Here is a 23,757-nt window from a genome sequence, read left to right on the forward strand (position 1 = left end):
TCCTTATCCAGGTCGCCCGTTATTTTACTGGTCAGAATACCGGAAGTCATGCTTCCGCTGACATTCACGGCCGTTCTTCCCATATCGATCAATGGTTCGACGGAAATCAACAGTCCGGCCAAGGCGATTGGCAAGTTCATTGCAGATAATACCAGGATGGCTGCGAAGGTTGCTCCTCCGCCTACACCTGCAACCCCGAAAGAGCTAATGGCCACGATGGCAATCAACATGGCTATAAATGAAGGGTCCAGTGGGTTGATTCCAACCGTTGGAGCGATCATGACCGCTAACATGGCTGGATAGATTCCGGCACAGCCGTTTTGACCGATCGACAAGCCGAAGGATCCGGCAAAGTTGGCAATACCTTCCGACACCCCTAGCTGTTTCTGTGTTTGGATGTTCAATGGAAGAGCTCCTGCACTTGTTCTTGAAGTGAAGGCAAACGATAATACCGGGAAAGCTTTTCTTAAATATACGATTGGGTTCAATCCTGCAAGCATCAGCAATAGCAAATGGATGAGGAACATGACGATCAGGGCGACATAAGAGGCTCCCACGAATTTCCCCAATTTCAGGATGGCATCCAAATCACTCGTAGCTACCGTCTTCGTCATGATCGCCAAGATTCCGTAAGGCGTTAATCGCAGGATCAATGTTACGACACGCATGATGATGCTGTGCAATGTATCTACTATTTTAGCAAAAAATTCAGCATGTTCAGGCTGCTTGCGTTTGACTCCTAAATAGGCAATCCCAAGGAATGCAGCAAAAATTACAACGGAAATGGTTGATGTCGGACGTGCTCCCGTTAAATCAAGGAACGGATTGGACGGAATCAATTCAAGGATTTGCTGTGGCATCGTTTTATCCTGAATCGTACCGTAAGTTTCCGAGATTTGATCCCCGCGGCTTAACTCCGCTTCCCCTTGCTCAATTTGAACGGCTTCCAAATTGAATACAGTTGCCGAGGTGATCCCAACAGCTGCTGCAATCGCCGTCGTTCCAAGCAGGATTCCGATGATCAGCACACTGATCTTTCCTATATTGCTAGTCAATTTCAATCTTGTGAATGCGGATAAGATCGAAATGAAGACAAGCGGCATGACGATCATTTGCAGGAACTTGACATAGCCCGAACCTACAATGTTAAACCAATCGACCGATTTAACGATCGCTTCTGACTGGGGTTCATAGAAATACTGCAAAAGAAGTCCGAATACAATCCCTAAACCAAGTCCAGTAAAGACCCTTTTTGTAAAGGAAACATGCTTCTTATTCATGTAAAATAAAACGCCTAAAAGAACGAGCATTATGGCAAGATTTAAAAACACATAACCAATCATATATATTCCTCCTAATTCCGATTAACCAAATAAGAATAATAAATATCTGAAGACTATGATACATCATCCGTTGATTTTTTACCAGAAGAAAATAATTTATTTTTGACTTTTCAACTAATTCATGTATCTATCCTTATTCATGGACTGAATAAGGAGTCACAAAAAAGAGGTATACATGAACCTTTCCCAATCTGGGATCAAGGGTTCAGTATACCTCTTGTAGGTGAAATTGTTATTTTTTCAAATCAATCACGATATCATCCAATACCAACTCTTTGGGAGCAATTCCCGGTTTTGTTGGGAAGGATGACACCTTTTCTTCACCATCTTCCGTTATGGTTACTTCTCCGTGGTTCTCTGAAGTGTAATTACGTAATGTTATATGTGGTGTTGCAATCAATTGCGTAGCATCCGGAACGATTTTTTCGAATGTTTTGCTGAAGTTCAAATTATAAGAATCGATACCGCTTCCTCCGTTTTCTTGACCATCGTATACATTCCCTAAGTCATCTTTAATGGTCAACTCCACATAGGCATCATCCCACTTGTTTTTGATTGATTCGGACACTTCTTGATGATAATCAACCACAAAGGACATTGGCGAGATCGATAGTTTTTCGACGGATACTTTTACTCCATGTTGATTCACACTTTTATTGATGACCTTCTCGTTGCTTTCAGTTGCCTTTAGAGAGAAAGCGAAGTTCCAATTTCCTTTTATCTCTTTATCCATGTCGGTAATACTGATGCTGTTTATATCCCAATCTATATTTACCTTATCTTCTTTAAGATTTTCTAAGTCACTAACTGTCAATAAGCCTACATATTTTTTATCAGCCACTTTTGAAATTCCATCCGATCCCCCTTGGGCTTTCATTTCCTTTATATTCGGGCTGGGAATGAAGAATGATCCGTCACCCAAATCTTCTTCGCTTTCAATAGTGTAAGTGATGGTTACTGTTTTTCCGTCATAAATGGCGTCATTTATCGTGAAAGTAAGGCCATTGCTTTCTTCGGTAAAGCCAATTTTGTTAGAGTAGGCCTTATAATCACTATAAAGACCCTTTCCATTATTCTTGATATTATCGGGGAGACCTGAGTTTTCATTACTAAAATAGCTGAAAATATCTCCTATCAAAGGAATGCTTTTAGCAGAAGCGGTAAACGAGAATCCAATCGTTGCGGTGGATAACCCGAATATAATGGAAGCAGCCAGAACATTCTTTTGCCAACGTTTCATTTTTTTCTTCTTGTGTATTGATTTTTTTAGGGTTCTTTTGACTTTAGCTTTTTCTAGTTCGGTGACTTCCATTTCCTTAAATTCAGTTTCGTCTATGTCTATATCATTCAATAATTCATAAATATCCTTCATACGACACTGCCTCCTAACTTAAGATTCATAGCTTTTTGATTTAGCTTCTTTTTTCCCCTATAAATTCGATTATCAATTGATGCTTTGGTCAACCCGAGTTTTATCGATATATCCTCATTTTTTAAACCAAGAAAGTACTTCATGATAAAAATATCCCGATCTACAGGTTCTAAAAGGTCAATTAACTGAAGTAGTTCTTTTCTGTCTTCGAGTATAATCAGTTCGTCTTCAGCGGATTTTTCTGGATCTGCTTCTGTGTAACCTGATGTAAGCTCCATTTTCTTCAGGGCTTTTCGGTAATAATCAATCGCCTTAAACTTAGCGATCGCACAGATCCATTTTCTGAAATCTGTTGTATCCCCATGGAACTTTTTTGAATTGTGCCAGATAGAAAGAAAAATATCATTAATGCATTCTTCCATGACACCGTCGTTCCCAAGAGGTGAGAGAACCTTATAGGTGACCCCCTTGATTAGTGGTAAATAGGTATCCACTATAAATTCCAATGCGTCTTCTTCTTGGCGTTGCAACCGCTCGATAAAATTTATATCAGTAGACTTCATGACATGATTCCCCTTGTTTTTTTGTAAAAGCTTTTACACTTAATACAACGTGAGTAAATAGATTTATTCTCAACTATTTTGAATTTTTATTGTCAGTATGCGACAGTGTTGTCCATATAAACGGCTTGTTGGCAAAATCGAACGATTAAAAATAGATTCTTTAACTAAAACACTTGATTGCTGCTAAAGACTGTTGAATGAAAAAATATTCGATATATATTTATGATGAAGGATAATCCCTTGGTTTTCTTGAATGATATATTAGGTCGCGTATGCATGGCTTTTTTTGAAAGGATGAAGGAATGATGGATATATACATTCACAGGCTAAATGAACAGGATGCACAAGCGTTATTTGCATTTGAATGCAATAATAGAAGATTTTTCGAGCAAACGGTGCCATGCCGGGGAGACGACTATTATAGTTTTGGAACGTTTGAGATCAGGCACAAGGAATTATTAAAAGAACAAGAAGATGCCATCTCCTCTTTTTATTTAATTAAGGATGGTTCAGGTATAATCGTCGGCCGGATTAACCTTGTGGATATCGATCCCATTAAGGGTACGGCTCATGTCGGCTACAGAATCGGTGAAGCGTTTACGCAAATGGGGATAGCGAATGAAGCTTTAAAGCTTTTGGCTAATCTGGCGCCGGAATTGAATGTGACTCAAATACAAGCCAAAACGACAAGCGACAACATTGCCTCCCAAAAGGTTTTAGTGAAAAACGGTTTTGAACGGATCTCGATTAATGAGGAAATTAGTGCGGATTCCGGTCAAAAGCTAATATTCTACCATTATGGTAGAAACCTTTAAATCCATTTTCTTCTATATAATAGACCGTATAAATTGTAAAGGATATAAGAGATGAAGAAATAATCCCGAGATATTTTCGCTGCAAAAGATTTCATTATTTAAAAAGAGAAAGGATAATATAATATGATAGAAGGTTTATATGAAGCCCATCTACCCGTCAAGGACCTGGCCATCTCTATGGATTTTTATAAGAAAATAGGCTTGAAACTAGCCTGGAGGGATGAAGAAACTGCCTTCTTTTGGATAGAGGAAAACAAAAGCTGGGTCGGATTATGGGAAGGGAAAGATTATCAAACTCCATACCACCCTTCACTAAGGCATATCGCATTTCGGGTATCCTATGATAATATGAAAAATGCATTAACCTGGCTCCAATCCCTGAAAATTGAAGTCGTCCCTTTTGGAAAAAGGAAGTCGATTGAACCTTTTGTGCGCCCGCACCAAGGTAACGCTTCCGTCTATTTCAATGATCCGGATGGAAATAGCCTCGAACTCATGTGTTCGATAAAAGTCCCTGATGCATATAAGCATATGACCGAAAAACTTTCACTTGAAGAATGGGAAGAACTAAATTCTATAGAAGAAAACAAAAAAATCAACTAGCATGAAACGATTGGTTTTATTTAATAGAAGGAAGTGTAAGGATTGTTTAATCAATTAACGAATCACGATAGTATTCTTAACCAATTACGTGCAGACTGTGAGAATTGTTTTGGTTTGTGCTGTGTAGCTTTGCCTTATGCAAAATCTGCTGATTTTGCATTTGATAAAGATGGAGGTACACCATGTTCAAACCTTCAATCGGATTATCGTTGCGGCATCCATGAAAATCTCAGAGCAAAAGGATTTAGGGGCTGTACGGTATATGAATGCTTCGGTGCGGGGCAAAAGGTATCTCAACTCACATATGCTGGAAACGATTGGAGAGACAACCCAGCGTCAGCAAAGGAAATGTTCGATGTGTTTCCTATTATGCAACAACTTCATGAAATGCTTTGTTACTTAAATGAAGCACTGAGTTTAGAAGATGCGAAACCTCTTTATCAAGATTTGCAGGCTGCTTTTGAAGAAACGGAATATCTCACTAAGCAAAGTCCAAAGTTTATCATGGACCTGAATGTACCAGCTCATAGAGCGATCGTTAATGATTTGCTTCTGCGCACAAGTGAACTCGTACGTGCAAAGGCATCATTTAATAAAAATAAAAATCAGAAAAAACAGAACAAAATAGGTAGGGGAAGTGACCTTATCGGTGCAAAGTTGAGAGGCGCTGACCTTAGGGGAGCGAACTTAAGAGGAGCTTTACTTATCGCATCCGACCTCAGAGAAGCTGACATGAGAGTGACGGATCTTATCGGTGCAGACTTTAGGGACGCTGATTTAAGCGGTGCCGATCTCACTGGGAGTTTCTTCATCACACAAGCACAGATTAACTCGGCTAAAGGCGATACAAAGACAAAATTGCCGCGCACATTAAGCATTCCCGATCATTGGAGATAGAAGGAAAGCCAAGATCAGAGCTAACATTCATGCAGAGTATACGCCCCATGAATGAAAATTGTTTAATTCACGAGTAATGGGAAAATTTTATACATAGATTTAGCTTTAATCCTAAAATTCTACTAACATGCGATTCTTCATTAGGAAGGATCGTCTTTTGTAATTGGGCGGAAAATTTTCATTTTTCCATTTGACTCTGACGTTGCGTAATACCTTAAAGTAAATGATATCGAAGGGAGGTAAGAAGCAGTGGCAATGAAAGTGAAAAAGCTGGCCGATTTAGTTGGCATTAGTGTGCGGACACTGCATTATTATGATGAAATCGGGTTATTATCGCCGGAGGAAATAACCGAATCAGGTTATCGCCTATATTCGAACGATAATCTTGAGATGTTGCAGCAAATCCTGTTCTTCAGGGAACTTGGCATGCCGTTAAAGGAAATAAAACAAATGATAAGCAGCTCTTCGTTTGATAAACAAGATGCGTTAATGCAACATCAAAAAATGTTACTGGAGAAACGCAGTCAGCTCGATAAATTAATTAAGACGGTTGAAAAATCGATTAAGCATATGAAAGGGGAAATTCAAATGACGAATAAAGAAAAATTTGAAGGATTTGATTTCAGTCAGAATCCATATGAAGAAGAAGCCCGCAAGCTTTGGGGGGATAAAGCTGTCGATGAGTCGAAGGCTAAAGTGGCGGGCATGTCGAAAGATGCACAGAAAATTGTATCGGATATCTATATAAAACTTGCGTCATTCCGAAATGACTCGCCCAAGTCGGAGGAGGTACAAGAGGCAATTAAAGAATGGTATGATTGTTTGAACAATAACTTCGGCACATACTCACTGGATGCTTTCAAGGGATTAGGTCAAATGTACGTGAATGATCAACGCTTCACTAAAAATATCGACAAATACGGTGATGGTTTAGCAAAATTCATGTGTGATGCGATGGGTCATTTTGCTGACGCTAACAAAAATTGAATCCCAGATTAGATGGAAGGTTGCTCCGGCAACCTTTTTATTTTATAGCTAAAGGGACGGTCAGTTTAAGAAGCTGTATACTGTAGTTATGGTAATGTTTTTAATATTCAGATTTATGGAGAATAGGGGGAAACTTATGGAATTTAGGAATGCCGCCTTTAACCTCGGGGAAATCAATGATGTTGATGGAAGTAAAGTGGCAGTTTTTAATGGAAAGGCCATTTATATAAGCATTGTCACTAAACTTCGGGCCGCAGGCTGTGTTTACGCCGAGGAAGAGGCCCGATTGCTCATCAGCGCGGCAGGGACAACGGCCGAATTGGCCGGGATGGTGGATAGACGGATAGCGGGTTTGCCTCTTGAACACGTCATCGGCTGGTCGGAATTCTGCGGTATCCGGATAGAAGTTGACCCCGGAGTCTTCGTACCCCGCAGACGGACCGAGTTTTTAGTCCGCCAAGCGGCAGCACTTGCTATGCCAGGAGCAGTAGTGGTGGACTTGTGCTGTGGTACGGGCGCGGTTGGCTCCGCTGTGGGCGATGTTCTCGAAGATATCGAATTGTACGCCGTCGACATTGACCCGGCCGCGGTGCGGTGCGCGCGTCGTAACGTCACTTCAGTCAATGGTCAGGTATACGAAGGGGACCTCTATGAACCACTTCCATCCAATTTACGGGGACGTGTTGACGTACTGGTCGCAAACGCACCATACGTCCCTACTGGGGGAATCGGTCTACTACCCCATGAAGCGCGCATGCATGAGGCGTGGGTGGCATTAGACGGCGGGGCGGACGGGCTTGATGTCCAGCGAAGGGTGGCAGCTTCGGCAACACTTTGGCTGGCACCGGGCTCCCATTTGTTAGTCGAGACCAGTGAGCGGCAAGCGATGCAGACCGTGGAAATCTTTGCTGGATACGGGGTGATGCCACGGGTGGTAAAGTGTGTTGAACGGGACGCCACTGTCGTAATTGGAACCAGGCCCGCACTGTAAAGAAATGTTTTTAATGGCGCTTTTTCTATTACCGATTGGAACAAAGAAGTTATGTTTTTCTCTTTGCTGGCTGTATTCATTTATAATTCGGTGCTTGCTTTTGACGGCACTATTTATTTGGTTTTGGGACTCGGTCTTATTATAAAAAAAGAGATCTGCATCATAAAAGGGACCAAAGAAGCGGTCCCTTTCCGACATTATTTCTTTAGCATGTTTACGATTTCCTTAGCTTTTTCTAATGTAACTCCTTCAATGATACTGTTGTTTTTTCGAACAGCCGTACCGAAATGATAGTGACCGGTATGCAGTTCGGAATGGATAGCAAGGATATTATCCTTATTTAAGCCGCTTCCAACCAGTATCGCTATGTCGCCGCAGACTCTTTTCATTTGTTGAATCGTTTTCATGCGGCTGGGGAAATCCCCATGCCCGCCTGACGTCAATATCGTTGTGATTTCTCGATATTGTGCCAGTGTTTCAGCTGAAATGACCGGGTCGTTTGTTTCATCTATGGCTCGGTGGAATGTAATCTCCAAACCTTCACATAACGTCAATAATTCTTCGAGGTAAGGTCGATTGATTTCATTTTTTTCATTTAATACACCCAAAACGACCCCGTTCGCTCCAAGTGAACGAATGATTTGGATATCTTTTTTCATGATTTCCAAATCTTTTTGGGTATAACAAAACGACTGGCTATGGGGCCTCACCATCACGTTGACTGGTATCTTTACTGAATGGACGACAGCTTCTATCAGGGCGTGGCTTGGAGTTAATCCCCCTTCGGCCAAAGAACTGACAAGCTCGATTCGGTCTGCGCCCGATTCTTCGATTGTAATGGCATCTTCTATCGTTGTGGCAATGAATTCAATGTACATTGGATTTTCCTTTCCTGCATGCAAGAGTTATAAGAATAGCTTGTATAAGATTATTAAATCCATTAAGAATAGTAAAGTCAATTCATTAATAGATCCCATGACCTCTCATCAAATACCTTCATTAGTTTTCCTCAAATGGATTTTATTTATTTCTCATATTTATGAAACGAAATGAACATTCGAACGTATAAAAAAAGAATCTATTACTATTTGAAAGTGGAATGTCTGGCGGGATAATTAAATGAAAATCATCATGACGGAGGTTTTTTAATTGGATAAAGAAGGTAAGGAATTAAAGAAATCGAGGTTTTACAAAGTAGGGATGGGATTTCTGATCATTTCCCTTCTCACTTGGATCATTCCTGTCATAGCTCCTTTTACGCCATTTTCGACTGCGGCTAAAGCAGGGGTCATAACAGGTGCGATCGTCTTTGCGGAAGTCATGTTTTGGGCAGGCGCGCTATTGGTCGGGAAAGAAGTAGCTGCTAAATATAAAGGTTATTTAAACCCGAAAAATTGGAGAAAAGAAAAAGGGTGAAGCAATGGGAGTGGAGCTCCATGGAAACTGAGTTGCTGAAAGCTTTCGATTCAAATCGCATTCAAACAGGCGTAGCTTCACGTGTGGAAGTACATAGATTTGGGGCATTGGCCTGCTGGTTCGGAAGCGGGCGTGGATTACCTATATCTTCAGCATCGTTGTGCGATGAAAAAAGATTATCCGATTAGGGATCATTGAATACCATCAAACGAAAGAAAATTTCATCGACAAAGTACTGACAAACGTCCTTCTATATGAAAGTGCACATCGATTTCACCCTGCCCAGAAGAGTGCTGAATGACTTCGAAAAGCTTTGGACCGGAGCGGAGGGCCAAGTGGATATTAAGGGAGTTGAAATGAATCACGAAGGCCGTAGGATGATGATCGATCGCTTTGTCGGAAGGGATGAGTCGTTCCGCATGAACTTTCCTATTATGCAGGCATCATTAGATTGATCAGGGAAAACCCCACTAAATGAAAATGAAGCCCCGACAAAACGATTCGAGTTTTGTCGGGGCTTTTCTTTTTTCTGAAAAACATTAAGTACATCGACCTGTGTCTTTCCCGGTCAACGGCAGCCTATTGGCTCGTTTTGTCTCAACGCGACATTCATATGTCCTTAGATGTTCCCGTATTTGTCCTGAATTGCTCATAGGCATAATGACTTTGTCCTGTGGTGATTGGGTTGATGAAGCGAGGCATACCAGACTGTAATAGTGATGGCAGGCTGCCTTTTAAAGGCGGGGATGCAGTTTTTCATGAACTAGGGAATTTATCACTTGTAAGAATATGACAAAATCGTAAGATGAACAGTGTACAAATTTTGTTAAGGGGATGAGTGAAATAATGAAGAAAATGGTTTTATGTATTTCATTTTTTGTAGCTTCTTTAGTCCTTTTTGGCTCCCTTGATCTTTTTGCAAGCAAAGCATCAGCAGAAACACACACCTACGATGGAAAAAGTCCTTACTATAACAATTGTGCGGACAGTGCAGTAACGAAGAAGAATGTGAAAATTAATTTAAACGGTGCTTCTGCAAATTTAGAGTTGAAATTCAGTACAACTTGCAAAACAGCTTGGGCAAAGCTCACTCTAAGCAGACCGGCTAAAGCAGACGGGGAAGCGACGGCATTGGTTGTCCGAAATACTGATAATAAACAATTTAGCTGTGCATCTCCTGGAGGAAATGGTGAAATAAATAAAGGTCAAACGTCGTGCTATACACCAATGGTATATGATCTAGATCCGCGAAAAGCCCAAGCGGTTGCATACTGGCCATATACGGCAGGCGAAACTGGCTGGTATTAATCATAAAGCAAAATCCTTCATCTACTTTTATGCAAAGAAAGGATGAATGACGTGAATAATAAGCTGAAAATGATAGGTTTATCCGTGGTGATGACCTTGTCGATGTTTCTTGTCGATTTTGGATTTGGAAAAAATCAGGCTCTGGCCGAAACGCATTCTTATGATGGGAAAAGTCCATTCTATAATAGTTGTGCAAGTTCGGCGGTAACGAAGGATAAAAAATGGATCGATTCCAATTCGTACGTAGAATTGAAATTCAGCACTGTCTGTAAAACCGCCTGGGCAAAAGTGACCGTGACACGTCCCGCCGTATACAATCATGAAGCGGATGCCAGGATCGTCCGAAGCACTGATGGTAAAGCCTATACATGCGCCAGTTCCGGGGGCAATGGTGTCGTGAACAAAGGGCAGACCTCGTGCTATACACCAATGGTATATGGTTTGGACCCGCGCAAAGCACAGGCCCAAGGGATACATGCAATACCTAATAGTGATGCATATAATAAAGCGGTGACCATTTGGTACTAAAAAACTAAGGAAAAAAAGCATCCGGATGGTCGGATGCTTTTTTTTGGTCAGATTGTGCTCATACCTTCATTTCCGCTTCCAAATGAAGTAGATATTGTTTCATATCCGTACCTCCACGGTAACCGGTAATGTTCCCGTTTTTTCCGATAACCCGATGACATGGCACTGTGATCAGAACAGGATTGGCACCAATGGCCGTACCGACCGCCCGAACAGCTGCAGGTCTTTGGATGATTTGGGCAATATCGGAATAGGAACAGGTTTTTCCGTAAGGTATTTGATTCAGCGCTGCCCAAATTTCTTGTTGAAAGGGCGTGCCTTTTACATCTGTCGGAAGTGAGAAGGTCTGCCTGGTCCCTCCGAAATATTCTTGGAGTTCTTTTAGATAGGGTGTTAATGCTTTTTCATTTTCAATAAGTCTCGCATTTGGAAAGCGTTTTTGTAGCCAAGACTTCAGTTCTTCATATGTTTGATTAGGAGAGCCTACATAGCAAAGCCCTTTTTCCGTTTTGGCCACATATAACTGCCATCTATCATAATGCAATATGGCCCAATCGATGGTTTGTTCTTTACCATTCTTCATTTTCTTCACGCTCCAAAACTTGAGTTTTGAGATAAGCTTTCCGATATCCTGAAGGGGTAATCCCCATTTTCCTTTTGAATAGCGTCATGAAATAGGGTGTACTAGAGAACCCGACAGCCAGGCCTATTTCAGTTATTGGCCGTTCGGACTTTTCCAGCAGCCACGTTGCTTTTTCAAGGCGTAGCCGTTGAATGTATTCAGTGGGCGAGATTCCCTTCACCCGCTTGAATGATCGTTGTAAATGATAGGGGCTCCCGTGGGAAATATCCGCCAATTTGTTCAATGTGAGGGGTTCGCTGTAATGGGTGTCGATCCATTCGGCTATTTGTTCAACCCATTCTTCTATCGGCAAATTCATTCCTTCCGGCTTACATCGTTTACAGGGCCGGAAATCTTCTTCCAAAGCCATCATGGCATTTTTGAAAATCTTCACGTTTTCCCTATTCGGCACCCTGGATTTACAGGAGGGCCTGCAAAAGATGCCCGTCGTAATTACACCGTATAAAAAATGATCATCATATGCTGCATCACAATCTATAATAGCTTTCCAATATTCATTCGGGAAATCAGCCTTTTTTGGATTCAACACATTCACCTCTGCTTTTAGTATACAAGAAAGGGTTGATATACAAACATATTGATAATATAAAAGCAAGATAACGTAATGTTAAAATAAGGGGGTTAAATGAAAGCGCAAGATAACGAATCCATTTTTCATTAGTATAAAGAGAATGGGACAAAGGAGGACATATCAATGGATGAAGGCATGACTGAATTGAGGATTCATGCACCAAAGGAGTTTAGCTTTTCGGAAAATCTTACATACTTATCAAGATCGGCCAATGAATGTCTGTTCGACATTGTTGATCAAAAAATTTATCGAGCACTTGTTATCGAGAACGAGACACTCTTAGTGGAAATCAGTGCGGTGGATGAAACGGAGCTGACCGTTCGGTTTCCAGGACGAACTGCACCGATGGATAATCAGGTAAAGGATGCTGTTTCCCAATACGTACGTCATTGGTTCGATCTTGAGACAAACCTGCTTCCTTTTTATGAGATGGCCCAAAACGACCCTTTATTGCACAAGCCGGTAAGCCAATTCTTCGGTTTGAGAAATATGGGCATCCCGGATTTATTCGAAGCGATTGCCTGGGGAATACTGGGGCAGCAGATTAACTTGACCTATGCCTATACCTTGAAACGGAGGCTTGTGGAGGGATTTGGTGATTTTGTTGAATTCGAAGGAAAGCAATATTGGCTGTTTCCAAAGCCTGATGTGATCGCAAAATTGACGGTCGAAGATTTTGCCGATTTGAGGATGACGGTGAAGAAGTGTGAATATTTAATAGGCGTTGCTCAACTGATTGCAGGAGGGGAACTTACTAAAGAAAAGCTGTTGAATGCAAAGGATGTAAAAGAGGCCGAAAAAATGCTGACCAAAATACGGGGAATCGGTCCGTGGACAGCGAACTATGTCTTGATGCGCTGTTTGCGTTTTCCAGCAGCCTTTCCCATCGATGACGTCGGGCTGCATAATTCCATGAAACTGGTCATGGAAACGGAAGCAAAACCAACGAAAGCGGAAATCCTGAAACTATCGGAAGCGTGGGCCGATTGGGAATCCTATGCGACCTTCTATTTATGGAGATTGCTATATTGACCCCGTGTATATCTCTAAAATCGGAGATAAAACAGTAGAATTCGTCGAAATATCTCCAAATTCGGAGATATAACTATAGATTACGTCGATATATCTCTAAATTCGGAGATAAAACTATAGATTGCGTCGATATATCTCTAAATCCGGAGACAAACTGCATATCCAGCCCAAACATCTTTAGTCCATATAACATACATTATTCCATTCCATCATATAGAGGTGAATGACCATGTATATGTACCCGACGTATCATTATGAAGATCAAGTTTTTCTTGAACGGCAGTTTCCCGGTCTATCCGGCTTTCCAGACATCCCTGGATCACCAGGCTTTCCAGGGCAGCCAGGCTTTCCAGGCCAACCCGGTTTTCCCGGTGCGCCTCAATTTCCAGGGCCACCGTCGGGATCGCAAGCACCAACAGCTCCCCCGCCAGCGTTCATCCCCCAACAGCAATCGGCTTCAACATTTGCCGTAGATCCAGGTGCCATTTCGTTTTGTCTGTTTAGGAATACTTTTATATGGCTAAATAATGGTGCGAGTTTCTGGTATTATCCCGTTTTTGTCGGTCCGCGATCTGTTGCAGGCTTCAGGTGGAATGGAAGGTTCTGGACGATTTTTGGCATTGATACAAGACAAATCAATTCTTTTACCTGTTTTTGAAAATGCTCAAAGGAGATGTTTCCTTTGAGCATTTTAGGTTTCAGTCTGTTTTGCTTTCTTCCAGTAAGAAACGATATGGTAGCAAGAAAGAAGCAGCACTATCCAAAGAAAGGATAGGACACTGAGAAATAAACCGATCATAACCCCAAGAAGCACCTCGGATGAAACGATATGAGATAGTAAACGGACTGGAAAAAAATCATTAATAAGCAAAAGGGTGATGATGAGCATTAAGTCATTTGAAACATTTTTGAATGTGGTGAAATAAACGGCCAACAATGTTCAATATTTAATAGAAATGGTAAAATCATTATGCTTCTATAAAATTAGTGAATGAAAATGAAAATAGAGGATGCTGCTGAAAATGAGGAAAGTATCGCTAGAAACAAAGATTCTTGGGTTAGTCTTATCGTTGAGCCTGTTTTTGATCCTCTTATTGACGACTTCTTTTTCCTATATGGAAGGAAGGCAAATAGCGAAGGATAAAAGTCAATTGGCTTTGGAACTTTCAAAGACGATTAGTTTCATGCCTACGGTTACAGAGGCCTTTGAAACGGATGATCCCGCAGGCACAATCCAGCCGATTGTCGAAAAGATCCGCAGGGAAACGGGAGCTGAGTTCATCGTTGTCGGGAATAAAGAGGGCATTCGCTATTCCCATCCGCTGGCTTCCGAAATTGGGAAGCGGATGGAAGGCGGGGATAATGCCAGGGCCATTCAGGAAGGCGAATATTATGTCTCCGAAGCGGCAGGGTCGCTCGGTCTTTCCATTCGGGGGAAGTCACCGGTATTCGATGCGAATGGAAAAATAATTGGAATCGTCTCCGTCGGTTTTTTAGTGGACGATGTCCGCGCCCAAATATTCAAGGATTTGTCCAAAGAGATGATTGTATCTTTAGTGGCCATCATGATATCGATCATTGGCAGTTATATGCTGGCAAGGAGCATACGTAAAGATACATTGGGGCTGGAACCATTTGAAATCGCCAATTTATATAAAGAAAAAAATGCAGTGCTTCAATCGGTGAAAGAAGGGATTCTGGCCATTGACCAAAATGGGTTGATTACTTCGATGAATCAGCCGGCAAAAAAATTGCTCGATATTCAAGAGTCCGTTCGCCATTTGAATGTGGATGGCCTATTCCCTTCGAAATATTTATTCGAAGTGCTGAAGTCCGGTGAACCGCAGGTGGATAAGGAGATTTCATGGAAAGACAAATCCGTTATCGTCAATTGTACACCAATCTTCGATAGTGAAGGGGTAAGCGGTGTTGTCGCTTCGTTCCGTGATCGAACGGAAATTGAGGAAATGGTCAACACATTATCGGAAGTGAAGATGCATTCAGAGGATTTGAGGGCACAAACCCATGAGTTCACCAATAAACTATACGTCCTTTCAGGTTTGATACAATTAGGCGAATATGATGAAGCGATAGATATGATTCAAAGCGAAACATCCGAATTGCATTCCCTGAACCGTGTCGTGTTCGAACAGATCAAGGATACAAAGGTACAAGCCCTTTTACTTGGAAAGATAGGGAAGGCATCGGAGAAGAAGATCATCTTTGAAATAGATGCCCAAAGTTACCTAGAGAAACTGCCGGATCATATAAAATTGTCACAACTAACATTGATTCTGGGCAACATTATCGATAATGCACTTGAAGCGGTTTCAAGCATGGAAGAGCCGCTCGTGAAATTTTTCGCCACAGATATTGGAAATGATATGGTATTTGAAGTAAGTGATAACGGAAAAGGAATACCTGAGGATGCCGTCGCCCATATTTTCGATCGGGGTTTCACTTCGAAAAACAACGGAAGTCCGAGTGGTTATGGACTTGCGAATGCTGATCATGTCGTCAAAGAGCTGGGCGGCATCATCGAAGTTCACAGCGAGGATGGAAACACCATATTCACCGTGTATCTTCCTAAAGAACAGTGAGGAGGGAAAGAATGCTGAAGATAAGAGCAGTCATCGCGGAAGATGATTTTCGTATAGCGGATATCCATGAAAAATTCTTAAAAAACTTTGATGAAATAGAAGTGGTCGGAAAAGCTGTCAACGCAAAAAAAACGCTTCGGATCTTGGAGCAAAAAAGCCCGGATCTGCTTTTGCTTGATGTTTATATGCCGGATCAACTTGGTACAGACCTTCTTCCGGACGTAAGGAAAAAGTTTCCGAATGTGGATATCATCATGATTACCGCGGCAACGGATAAAGACCAACTAGAAAAGGCGCTTCACTATGGTGTTGAGAATTATTTAATTAAACCAGTGGAAATGAAGCGTTTCAACCAAGTTATCGAAGAGTATCTGAAGAAGGTCCATCTGATGAAGTCCAAACAAGAGATAGATCAGGATTTTGTTGATCTCATTTTGAATAAGGGATCTGCGGTTTCGGAAACGAACGATGGGCCGGCCTTACCGAAAGGGGTCGACGAAATCACTTTGGCGAAAGTCATCGAGGTACTCAAAGCAAGCGATATCGGTTTGTCGGCTGAGCAAGTGAGCGGACAGATCGGCGCTTCCAGGACAACCGCGAGACGCTATCTGGAATATTTGATATCCGTAAAGAAATGTAAAGCGGAAGTCGTATACGGGGTAGTGGGAAGACCTGAGCGAAGATATTATAAAATTTAGAATGAAGTGTGAAACACCTTCAAGATTGGAGGTGTTTTTTTTATGCGATTTCAAAAAAAAAACGATGTTTTAATCTGTTATCTTATTCTTAAGAAGGTTCGGAAATGAGATACAGTCCCATCATCAGTAAAAGAATGAAACTGTCGGGTTTTATAAAATCAAAAGATGTTGATGGATTTTGTGGTTTATGGATGAGGGTGGATAATGTCCTTCATGATGTTTTGCAATTCGACAATGTGGGGGTACCGGCCCATCGTTAACGATACGGAATGGAACCATTATTATATTGTCTTGGATGTACCCGACAACAGTGCCATCATTTCATTCGGGGTCCTTCTATCAGGGCGTGGAAAGGTATGGATCGATGAACTGGAATTCGAGGAAGTCAGTAAAGATACACCTACGACCAATATAGATTACGGCTGTGACCTTTTGGATGGACCGGCAAATCTATCTTTTGAAGAATGAATGCGCAGCAGCATGCCTTTGCAAAAATATAGTCAAAGTTTTCTTAATAATTGCAATCATCCGCTTAAGGAACCCGCCATTCAACCCATGAGTGGCGCCGGCTCAGCCTCGAAAAATCGCTTCCGTGAACACAATGAACATAATTAACAAAATAGTTTTAAAACACAATAAATTGAGAACGCTTACAAATGAAGCGGTTTCATATACAATTTACCTTATTAGAAGATAAGGAGTGATTGATATGCTCGCTTTATTAGGATACTTGATGATAGCGGCGTTTATGATTTTAATTATGACAAGGCGACTTTCAGCCATGATAGCTTTGATTGCAGTGCCAAGTGCCTTTGCACTTATTGGCGGGTTTGGCGGTAAAATGGGTGAGATGGCGCTGGAAGGGATCAAAAGTGTTGCGCCAACGGGAATCATGATTTTATTTGCGATCCTTTTCTTTGGCATTTTGATCGATGCTGGCGTTTTTGATCCGATCATCAATACGATACTTAAGGTTGTAAAAGGAGATCCAGTGAAAATCGCCATCGGCACGGCCGTCCTGGCTTTGCTGATTTCCTTGGATGGAGATGGTACAACCACATATATGATAACGATTTCAGCCATGCTTCCGCTATATAAACGGATTGGCATGAGGCCGCTTGTATTGGCCGGTATTGCCGTTTCGTCATCCGGAGTCATGAACCTTCTTCCTTGGGGAGGCCCTACAGCACGGGTGATGACCGCTTTAAAACTTGAAATGTCCGATGTTTTCACTCCTGTCATCCCAGCGATGATCGGCGGAGTCCTGTTCGTCCTTTTCATGGCATATTGCCTGGGTAAAAAAGAAAGAAAAAGAATCGGGATCATTGAAGTAGATTATCATGTTATGGCACAGCAAGCGGCTGCAACGGAAGATGCTTATCTTAAGCGTCCTAAATTGATAATATTCAATTACGCATTGACTCTTACATTGCTGGTGGCGCTGATCATGGAACTTATGCCTTCAGCGGTTCTGTTCATGATAGGTTTCGCGATTGCCATTACGGTCAATTATCCGAAACTCAGTGATCAAAAAGAGCGTGTGGCAAACTATGCAGACAATGCTTTATCTGTAATTTCGATGATTTTTGCAGCAGGTGTCTTCACTGGAATCCTTGCCGGAACGGAAATGGTCGATGCCATGGCAAACTCTTTGATTCAGCATATTCCAGATCAAATGGGCACACATTTTGCCGTCATTACAGCCGTCATCTCAGCACCTTTTACGTTCTTCATGTCTAATGATGCATTTTATTATGGTGTGCTCCCATTGCTTGCTAAAGCGGGAGCTGCTTATGGAATTGACCCTGCCCTGATCGGCAGAGCTTCACTATTAGGGTTGCCCGTCCATCTATTAAGCCCGCTTGTTCCATCTACCTATCTATTGGTTGGAATGGTAGGCGAAGATTTCGGTGCATTGCAGCGTACCTTCCTGAAATGGGCATGCGGATCGACGCTTGTCATGATAGTGGTATGTGTCCTATTGGGAATCATCCCACTATAAAGCTTTAAAGAGTCCCGTTCGTCAAGATGCGAACGGGACTCTTTTCTGTCTGCATCAAGCGCTGAATAAATCTAGAAAAAGTGAGATACATTATGTTTGTCTTCTCTTTCGCGACAAAGTTAGCTTTTACTTTTATTGAATGAGGAAGGTACGTACCTTAAGATTAAAGGAAACTATATTAATTATGAAGGGGAGAGAGTAAAATGGCTCACTTTAATATAAAAGTTGCAGTTCAAAAGTTCGGTAACTTTCTAAGTTCAATGGTCATGCCGAATATATCAGCTTTCATAGCATGGGGGCTAATCACTGCCCTATTCATCCCATCTGGTTTCCTGCCAAATGAAAGCCTTGCCAAAATGGTTACACCGATGGTTACGTTTTTGCTGCCGCTTTTAATTGGGTATACAGGTGGTAAGTTAATCCATGACCACCGTGGCGGCGTAGTCGGTGCCATTGCGACAATGGGTGTCATCGTGGGATCTGATATCCCGATGTTCCTTGGCGCCATGATAATGGGACCGTTCGGCGGTTATGTCATCAAGAAATTCGATCAATTGATTGAAGGGAAAATAAAAGCCGGTTTTGAAATGCTTGTTAATAATTTCTCAGCGGGGATAATTGGCGGCTTATTGTCCATTCTATCCTTCTTGGCCATCGGGCCTGCTGTAGACGTATTTACAGGCTGGCTTGTAGCCGGAGTCGATTGGCTTGTCGGTACAGGTTTACTGCCGTTGACAAGTATCCTGATCGAGCCTGCCAAGGTATTGTTCTTGAACAATGCCATCAATCATGGTGTACTATCACCAATCGGTGTAGAGCAAGTTAAACAAACAGGGGCTTCCATCCTGTTCCTTTTGGAATCCAATCCTGGACCGGGTATCGGCGTTTTGCTTGCTTATTGCTTTTTTGGAAAGGGAACGGCGAAGAAATCGGCTCCAGGAGCGGCCATCATTCATTTCTTCGGCGGGATTCATGAAATATATTTCCCTTATATCCTAATGAAGCCGATGTTATTCTTAGCCGTCATTCTTGGAGGCATGAGTGGAGTATTCACATTGGTCCTACTGGGCGGAGGGTTGTTCGCTCCTGCTTCTCCAGGCAGCATACTTGCCATTACAGCAGTAACTCCGCATAATGCAGGCGCATATATTGCTAACTTTGCTGGCGTGATCGTAGCGGCCCTTGTTTCATTCATCATCGGTGCATTCATCCTGAAAACAGGAAAGCAATCTGAAGAGAATATTGAAGATGCCGCGAAAAAAATGCAAGAAATGAAAGGCAAGAAAAGCTCTGTTGCCGATGTATTCGCTTCAGATCCGGGAACGATGCCATCAGGCGTCAGCAAAATAATATTTGCCTGCGATGCTGGAATGGGGTCAAGTGCGATGGGAGCTTCGCTGCTTCGCAAGAAGGTGAAGGAAGCCGGTTTGAATATCACCGTGACCAATACGGCGATCTCGAACATTCCTGCTGATGCACAAATCGTCATAACACAGGAAGAGTTAACTCCAAGGGCACAGAATAAAGTGCCGAATGCTTATCATGTATCGGTCGATAATTTCCTATCGAGCCCTGAATACGATTCATTGCTTGCACGGCTTCAGGACGATGGCACCGATGAGCTGCATGAAATCGTCGAAGATGCTGAAGAGAAGGTTCCCGGTGTTCGTGAACATTCAATTGAGCCTGGCATCAACGATGATGAGCAGGATGATAATGAATTGCTTCGCGAAGAAAACGTCTTCCTTAATCAACAATTCGCCAATAAGGAAGAAGCGATCCGCTTTGCAGGAAGAGCTTTAGTCAATGCAGGTTACGTTAAGGAAAACTATATTGAAGCAATGATTGCCCGTGATGAATTGACTTCAACCTATATGGGGAATGATGTAGCCATTCCGCACGGAACCGAAGAAGCTAAGAAAGATGTCCTTAAATCCGGATTTACCGTTCTGCAAATTCCTGATGGTGTCGACTTTGACGGCCAAAAGGCACGATTGATATTCGGCATCGCCGGCAAGGACGGGACACATCTTGAAATTCTATCCGGCATTGCAGTTACCTGCTCCGAAATGGAGAATATCGAAAAGATGGTTAAAGCCACATCAGCCAGGGAATTGATGGATATTATAAATGTCGGAAATAATTAAATACACTTAACCTAGAATAGAAAAGCGTTTGACGCTTTTCTATTCAGTATTTTCTCGTGTTACTCCACCAGAAATGAGTTGGTAGCATGTATATTACTTCAAGGGAAAAATCAATCATAGAATTGATCATAAAAACTTCTGGAAAACATACAGCCTTATCCATTGCGACACAATTGAATGTTAGTGTCCGGACTGTTCAACGTGATCTGAAGTCCATAGAAAAAATCCTGCAATCATTTGAGTTGCATTTAACACGCAATACACATGAGGGACTGACCATCGACGGGAAGAATGAACAAGTCTTTCGGCTTGTACAGCACCTGATGGGCAATCATCCAATCGATCAAACGCCTCAAGAAAGAAAGTTGCACCTCCTTTTAGCTTTACTGCAAGAAGAATCTTATAAAACTCAAGTTCTTGCGGGGGATCTCGGTATAAGCATAACGACTCTTACAACCTATTTGGACGAACTGACTGAATGGTTAAAGAATTTTAATATCGTGATTACGAGAAAAAGGGGAGTCGGAATAGAGCTTGCCGGTACTGAAGAAAATAAACGGAAAGCCCAGGCCGCCTATTTCCTGCACTTTTTTAATGAAGAGCTGATTGAAAGTTTATTTTTGTTGCAAGAAGGGAAATTCCCAGAGGCGAAAATCCTCGACTATTTCGATCCCGAATATCTTCTGGCTATCGACGGGGTGCTGTTTTCCACGTTTAACAGTGTCCATTCCCGTTTGGCGGATAGCGGGTATATAGGGTTAATTGTACATATTTATGTAACCCTGCAAAGGAATGAAAGCCAATTTTTTTTGGAGAAGGACTTCAAGAAAATAAGCGAACTTTCCGATGAGAATAATCTCATGAATAAAATAGGCAAGGAACTAAGCGCCCTGCTGGAAGTCTCTTTTACCATCGATGATATAAGCTACCTGGCTGCCATCCTGAAAGGTTCCAAGCTTCATGCAGCGGATGCCGTTCCATATGACAGTGTGTTGCTTGGCCAACTGATAAGAAGCCTGATAAAAGATGTTTCGGCACAATTGCAAATCGATTTGACCAAGGATTTCCCCTTGTATCAAGGTCTCCTTGCCCATATGGAACCATCGCTTTTCCGGATCAAACAGGAAATGGGATTGTACAACCCCTTAACCGAAGATATTAAAAGAAAGTATCCGGTTCTCTTTTTGGCAGTAAAGACCAGTCTGGAAAAGGGATTCAAAGAAATAAAAGAATTTCCTGAAGATGAAATAGCCTTCATCGTCCTGCATTTCGGATCTGCATTAGTGCTGCGGGAGGAAGAAATATCAATAAGGGCACTCATCGTTTGCCCGACAGGTATCGGCACGTCGAAAATGCTTGCAAGCCGGATCAAAAAAGAAATCATCGAAATCGAGACTGTAGAAATCAAGACGATCAAAGACATCCAACAGCAGGGCAGCCTGAAAAACTATGATGTGATCATTTCTACCGTCCGGCTTCCGTATATCGATAGTGATTATATTCTTGTATCCCCTCTTTTGAGTGAAGAGAATATATTGAACATCAGGAATTATTTAAGGAAGAATATTGAAAACTTCACGAAGAATAAGCGTTATGTCAGTCATTCAGCCCCTAAGGAAACCCTGGCCAAAAAAGAGGATGGCGAATTGAAAGAAGTGCTGCAGGAATTGAAAGATGCCCAGCAGAGCATCGAGTCGATCATGGATAATTTCCGGTTTTATCGGCTGCCGCATCTGAAAGGACATCCAGAAATCATCGAAGAAATGGTCAGGATGGCTGAAAATGAATCACTGCTAATCGGTGCGGATGATGTGGTCGGATCCTTGAACGAACGGGAAAAAAAAGGTGGTTTAGGCATTCCTGGCACTGGAATGGGCCTTTTCCATACGAGACACAAGAATGTGAAAAAACTGATATTCCAATTGGCCCACCTGGAGGAATATCATCTGGTCAAAGGTATGGATGGAAATGACGTCCATATGAAAAATTTACTGCTGATGCTGGCACCTGAGGAATTGAGTGTGAAGCAGCAGGAAATCGTCAGCTTAATAAGCTCAAGCTTAATTGAAAACAATGAATCCATCATGATTTTTTCATCTTCGGACGAGAAAATGATTAACAGAAGGCTGGAAGCCATATTTTTGGACTATTTATATACTAACTTGATAAAGGGATGATTGTAATGAAACAAGCAGTACATTTCGGTGCAGGAAACATTGGAAGAGGATTTATCGGCGCACTCTTTTCACAGTCTGGATATCATGTGACATTTGTGGACATAGCCGATCAAATCATCGATCAATTAAATGATAAAAAGCAATATCAAGTCAAACTGGCTACTGATCAACAAGAATCCGTAACCGTAGAAAATGTTTCGGGTTTAAACAGCTTAAAGCAGGAAGAGGAAATCATTAAAGCAATTTCCGAAGCAACCTACCTCACCACTGCTATCGGTCCTAATATTTTGCCTCATATCGCTCCTTTAATTGCAAAAGGATTAGCCTCAAGGGTGAAGGAAACCGATGAAAAACTATATGTGATCGCTTGTGAAAACCAAATATCGGCAACAGACCTTTTAGAAGGCTACATTCTAGAAAACTTGGATCAAGATACAAAAGAAAAACTAGCCGGAAAAGTATACTTCTTTAACTCAGCAGTCGATCGCATCGTTCCTATCCAAAATAACGAAGGATCACTCGATGTTTTGGTGGAACCTTATTATGAATGGGTCGTTGAAACGAATGAAAGCATTCCTGCCGTTGAAGGGATGACCATTGTAAAAGAACTCGCCCCGTTCATTGAGAGAAAACTGTTCACCGTTAATACTGGACATGCCGTCATAGCTTACCTCGGTTATCTCAAAAATAAAAAATCGACGATTGACCAATCATTGGAGGACGCAGGCATTGTAGAGCAAGTCAAGAATACCCTAGGGGAAACGGGCGCCTATTTAATAAAGCAATACGGTTTGGATGCAGATGAGCATCAGCAGTATATCGAGAAAATCATTAATCGATTTAAAAACTCCTACCTGAATGACTCGGTGAATAGAGTCGGCCGTTCACCGCTGCGCAAGCTCGGACCAAACGACCGCCTCGTCCGTCCTGCCGTAGAAGCTAAAAAAGCGGGACTTTCCTATACTAATCTGGCGAAAGCGATAGCCGCCGCTTTACTCTTTGATTTTAACGAAGATGAAGAAGCCCTTAAACTGCAAGCGATGATCAAAGAACACGGTATAGCC

At 42.0% G+C, this 23,757-nt stretch carries 23 protein-coding genes and 1 pseudogene; 18 read left to right on the forward strand and 6 right to left on the reverse strand.

Annotated features, from left to right (window positions below):
* The 3 genes from ACFVSH_RS12740 to ACFVSH_RS12750 all read right to left on the reverse strand — a co-directional run.
* Positions 1-1,343: L-cystine transporter (locus tag ACFVSH_RS12740; protein WP_387706221.1), on the reverse strand; the 1,343-nt coding region annotated here is incomplete at its 3' end.
* Between the two features lie 232 nt (positions 1,344-1,575).
* Entirely contained in the window at positions 1,576-2,715 is a 1,140-nt protein-coding gene (locus tag ACFVSH_RS12745) for a DUF4179 domain-containing protein (RefSeq protein ID WP_387706223.1), read from the reverse strand.
* Positions 2,712-3,278, reverse strand: a complete 567-nt coding sequence (locus ACFVSH_RS12750) for a sigma-70 family RNA polymerase sigma factor (protein ID WP_260286723.1) — start codon at positions 3,276-3,278, stop codon at positions 2,712-2,714. The genes ACFVSH_RS12745 and ACFVSH_RS12750 overlap by 4 nt, the downstream gene beginning before the upstream one ends.
* A 305-nt stretch (positions 3,279-3,583) precedes the next feature.
* Between ACFVSH_RS12750 and ACFVSH_RS12755 the strand changes: the two genes are divergently transcribed.
* The 5 genes from ACFVSH_RS12755 to ACFVSH_RS12775 all read left to right on the forward strand — a co-directional run bounded on the left by ACFVSH_RS12755 (position 3,584) and on the right by ACFVSH_RS12775 (position 7,571).
* Positions 3,584-4,093, forward strand: a complete 510-nt coding sequence (locus tag ACFVSH_RS12755; RefSeq protein WP_483878303.1) for a GNAT family N-acetyltransferase — start codon at positions 3,584-3,586, stop codon at positions 4,091-4,093.
* A 123-nt stretch (positions 4,094-4,216) separates the two neighbouring features.
* Positions 4,217-4,696: a VOC family protein gene (locus ACFVSH_RS12760; protein ID WP_387706228.1), complete on the forward strand. Its 480-nt coding sequence runs from the start codon at positions 4,217-4,219 to the stop codon at positions 4,694-4,696.
* A 42-nt stretch (positions 4,697-4,738) separates the two neighbouring features.
* Positions 4,739-5,593 carry a pentapeptide repeat-containing protein gene (locus ACFVSH_RS12765; RefSeq protein WP_387600743.1) on the forward strand — a complete coding sequence of 285 codons (855 nt, stop codon included), beginning with the start codon at positions 4,739-4,741 and terminating at the stop codon, positions 5,591-5,593.
* Between the two features lie 249 nt (positions 5,594-5,842).
* Positions 5,843-6,580, forward strand: a complete 738-nt coding sequence (locus ACFVSH_RS12770; protein ID WP_260286727.1) for a MerR family transcriptional regulator — start codon at positions 5,843-5,845, stop codon at positions 6,578-6,580.
* A 196-nt stretch (positions 6,581-6,776) separates the two neighbouring features.
* The gene (locus ACFVSH_RS12775) at positions 6,777-7,571 is read left to right on the forward strand and encodes a putative protein N(5)-glutamine methyltransferase (RefSeq protein ID WP_387706242.1); all 795 of its coding nucleotides are present in this window, start codon (positions 6,777-6,779) and stop codon (positions 7,569-7,571) included.
* Positions 7,572-7,768: 197 nt separating this feature from the next.
* On the opposite strand, the gene ACFVSH_RS12780 is transcribed toward ACFVSH_RS12775, so the two are convergent.
* The gene (locus tag ACFVSH_RS12780) at positions 7,769-8,449 is read right to left on the reverse strand and encodes a copper homeostasis protein CutC (RefSeq protein ID WP_387600749.1); all 681 of its coding nucleotides are present in this window, start codon (positions 8,447-8,449) and stop codon (positions 7,769-7,771) included.
* A 322-nt stretch (positions 8,450-8,771) separates the two neighbouring features.
* Here ACFVSH_RS12780 and ACFVSH_RS12785 point away from each other — a divergent pair, with 322 nt between their 5' ends.
* The 4 genes from ACFVSH_RS12785 to ACFVSH_RS12800 all read left to right on the forward strand — a co-directional run bounded on the left by ACFVSH_RS12785 (position 8,772) and on the right by ACFVSH_RS12800 (position 10,823).
* Complete coding sequence (locus ACFVSH_RS12785) at positions 8,772-8,987, forward strand: transporter suffix domain-containing protein (RefSeq protein ID WP_387601032.1); 216 nt, start codon at positions 8,772-8,774, stop codon at positions 8,985-8,987.
* A gap of 20 nt (positions 8,988-9,007) precedes the next feature.
* A complete protein-coding gene (locus ACFVSH_RS12790; protein ID WP_387600752.1) occupies positions 9,008-9,175 on the forward strand; it encodes a hypothetical protein in 168 nt (55 codons plus the stop codon).
* 658 nt (positions 9,176-9,833) lie between these two features.
* A complete protein-coding gene (locus ACFVSH_RS12795) occupies positions 9,834-10,295 on the forward strand; it encodes a DUF2690 domain-containing protein (RefSeq protein ID WP_387706230.1) in 462 nt (153 codons plus the stop codon).
* Between the two features lie 90 nt (positions 10,296-10,385).
* Entirely contained in the window at positions 10,386-10,823 is a 438-nt protein-coding gene (locus ACFVSH_RS12800) for a DUF2690 domain-containing protein (protein WP_387601034.1), read from the forward strand.
* A 58-nt stretch (positions 10,824-10,881) separates the two neighbouring features.
* Here ACFVSH_RS12800 and ACFVSH_RS12805 read toward each other — a convergent pair whose 3' ends face one another.
* Together ACFVSH_RS12805 and ACFVSH_RS12810 are read right to left on the reverse strand one after the other, a co-directional pair.
* The gene (locus ACFVSH_RS12805; protein ID WP_387706232.1) at positions 10,882-11,406 is read right to left on the reverse strand and encodes a methylated-DNA--[protein]-cysteine S-methyltransferase; all 525 of its coding nucleotides are present in this window, start codon (positions 11,404-11,406) and stop codon (positions 10,882-10,884) included.
* Entirely contained in the window at positions 11,393-11,992 is a 600-nt protein-coding gene (locus ACFVSH_RS12810; RefSeq protein WP_387600761.1) for a bifunctional transcriptional activator/DNA repair enzyme AdaA, read from the reverse strand. Before ACFVSH_RS12810 ends, ACFVSH_RS12805 begins: the two co-directional genes overlap by 14 nt.
* Before the next feature lie 168 nt (positions 11,993-12,160).
* Between ACFVSH_RS12810 and ACFVSH_RS12815 the strand changes: the two genes are divergently transcribed.
* The 9 genes and pseudogenes from ACFVSH_RS12815 to ACFVSH_RS12855 all read left to right on the forward strand — a co-directional run.
* On the forward strand, positions 12,161-13,069 hold the full coding sequence (locus ACFVSH_RS12815; RefSeq protein WP_387706234.1) for a DNA-3-methyladenine glycosylase family protein: 909 nt from the start codon (positions 12,161-12,163) through the stop codon (positions 13,067-13,069).
* Positions 13,070-13,298: 229 nt separating this feature from the next.
* Entirely contained in the window at positions 13,299-13,727 is a 429-nt protein-coding gene (locus ACFVSH_RS12820; protein ID WP_387706236.1) for a collagen-like triple helix repeat-containing protein, read from the forward strand.
* A gap of 364 nt (positions 13,728-14,091) precedes the next feature.
* Positions 14,092-15,669: an ATP-binding protein gene (locus ACFVSH_RS12825; RefSeq protein WP_387600770.1), complete on the forward strand. Its 1,578-nt coding sequence runs from the start codon at positions 14,092-14,094 to the stop codon at positions 15,667-15,669.
* Positions 15,670-15,680: 11 nt separating this feature from the next.
* Complete coding sequence (locus ACFVSH_RS12830) at positions 15,681-16,367, forward strand: response regulator (protein ID WP_387600773.1); 687 nt, start codon at positions 15,681-15,683, stop codon at positions 16,365-16,367.
* 122 nt (positions 16,368-16,489) lie between these two features.
* A pseudogene (locus ACFVSH_RS12835) lies at positions 16,490-16,835 on the forward strand (AraC family transcriptional regulator); the annotation flags it as partial.
* Between the two features lie 241 nt (positions 16,836-17,076).
* Positions 17,077-18,369, forward strand: a complete 1,293-nt coding sequence (locus tag ACFVSH_RS12840) for a CitMHS family transporter (RefSeq protein ID WP_260285588.1) — start codon at positions 17,077-17,079, stop codon at positions 18,367-18,369.
* A gap of 203 nt (positions 18,370-18,572) precedes the next feature.
* Positions 18,573-20,516 (forward strand): PTS mannitol transporter subunit IICBA, encoded by a 1,944-nt coding sequence (locus tag ACFVSH_RS12845; protein ID WP_387600778.1) that lies wholly within the window; start codon positions 18,573-18,575, stop codon positions 20,514-20,516.
* An 86-nt stretch (positions 20,517-20,602) separates the two neighbouring features.
* Positions 20,603-22,693 carry a BglG family transcription antiterminator gene (locus tag ACFVSH_RS12850; protein ID WP_387706238.1) on the forward strand — a complete coding sequence of 697 codons (2,091 nt, stop codon included), beginning with the start codon at positions 20,603-20,605 and terminating at the stop codon, positions 22,691-22,693.
* Between the two features lie 5 nt (positions 22,694-22,698).
* On the forward strand, positions 22,699-23,757 hold a 1,059-nt coding region (locus tag ACFVSH_RS12855), incomplete at its 3' end, for a mannitol-1-phosphate 5-dehydrogenase (RefSeq protein WP_387706240.1).

Source organism: Peribacillus sp. NPDC058002, from assembly GCF_042886655.1.
GTDB classification, from domain to species: Bacteria; Bacillota; Bacilli; order Bacillales; family DSM-1321; genus Peribacillus; species Peribacillus aracenensis.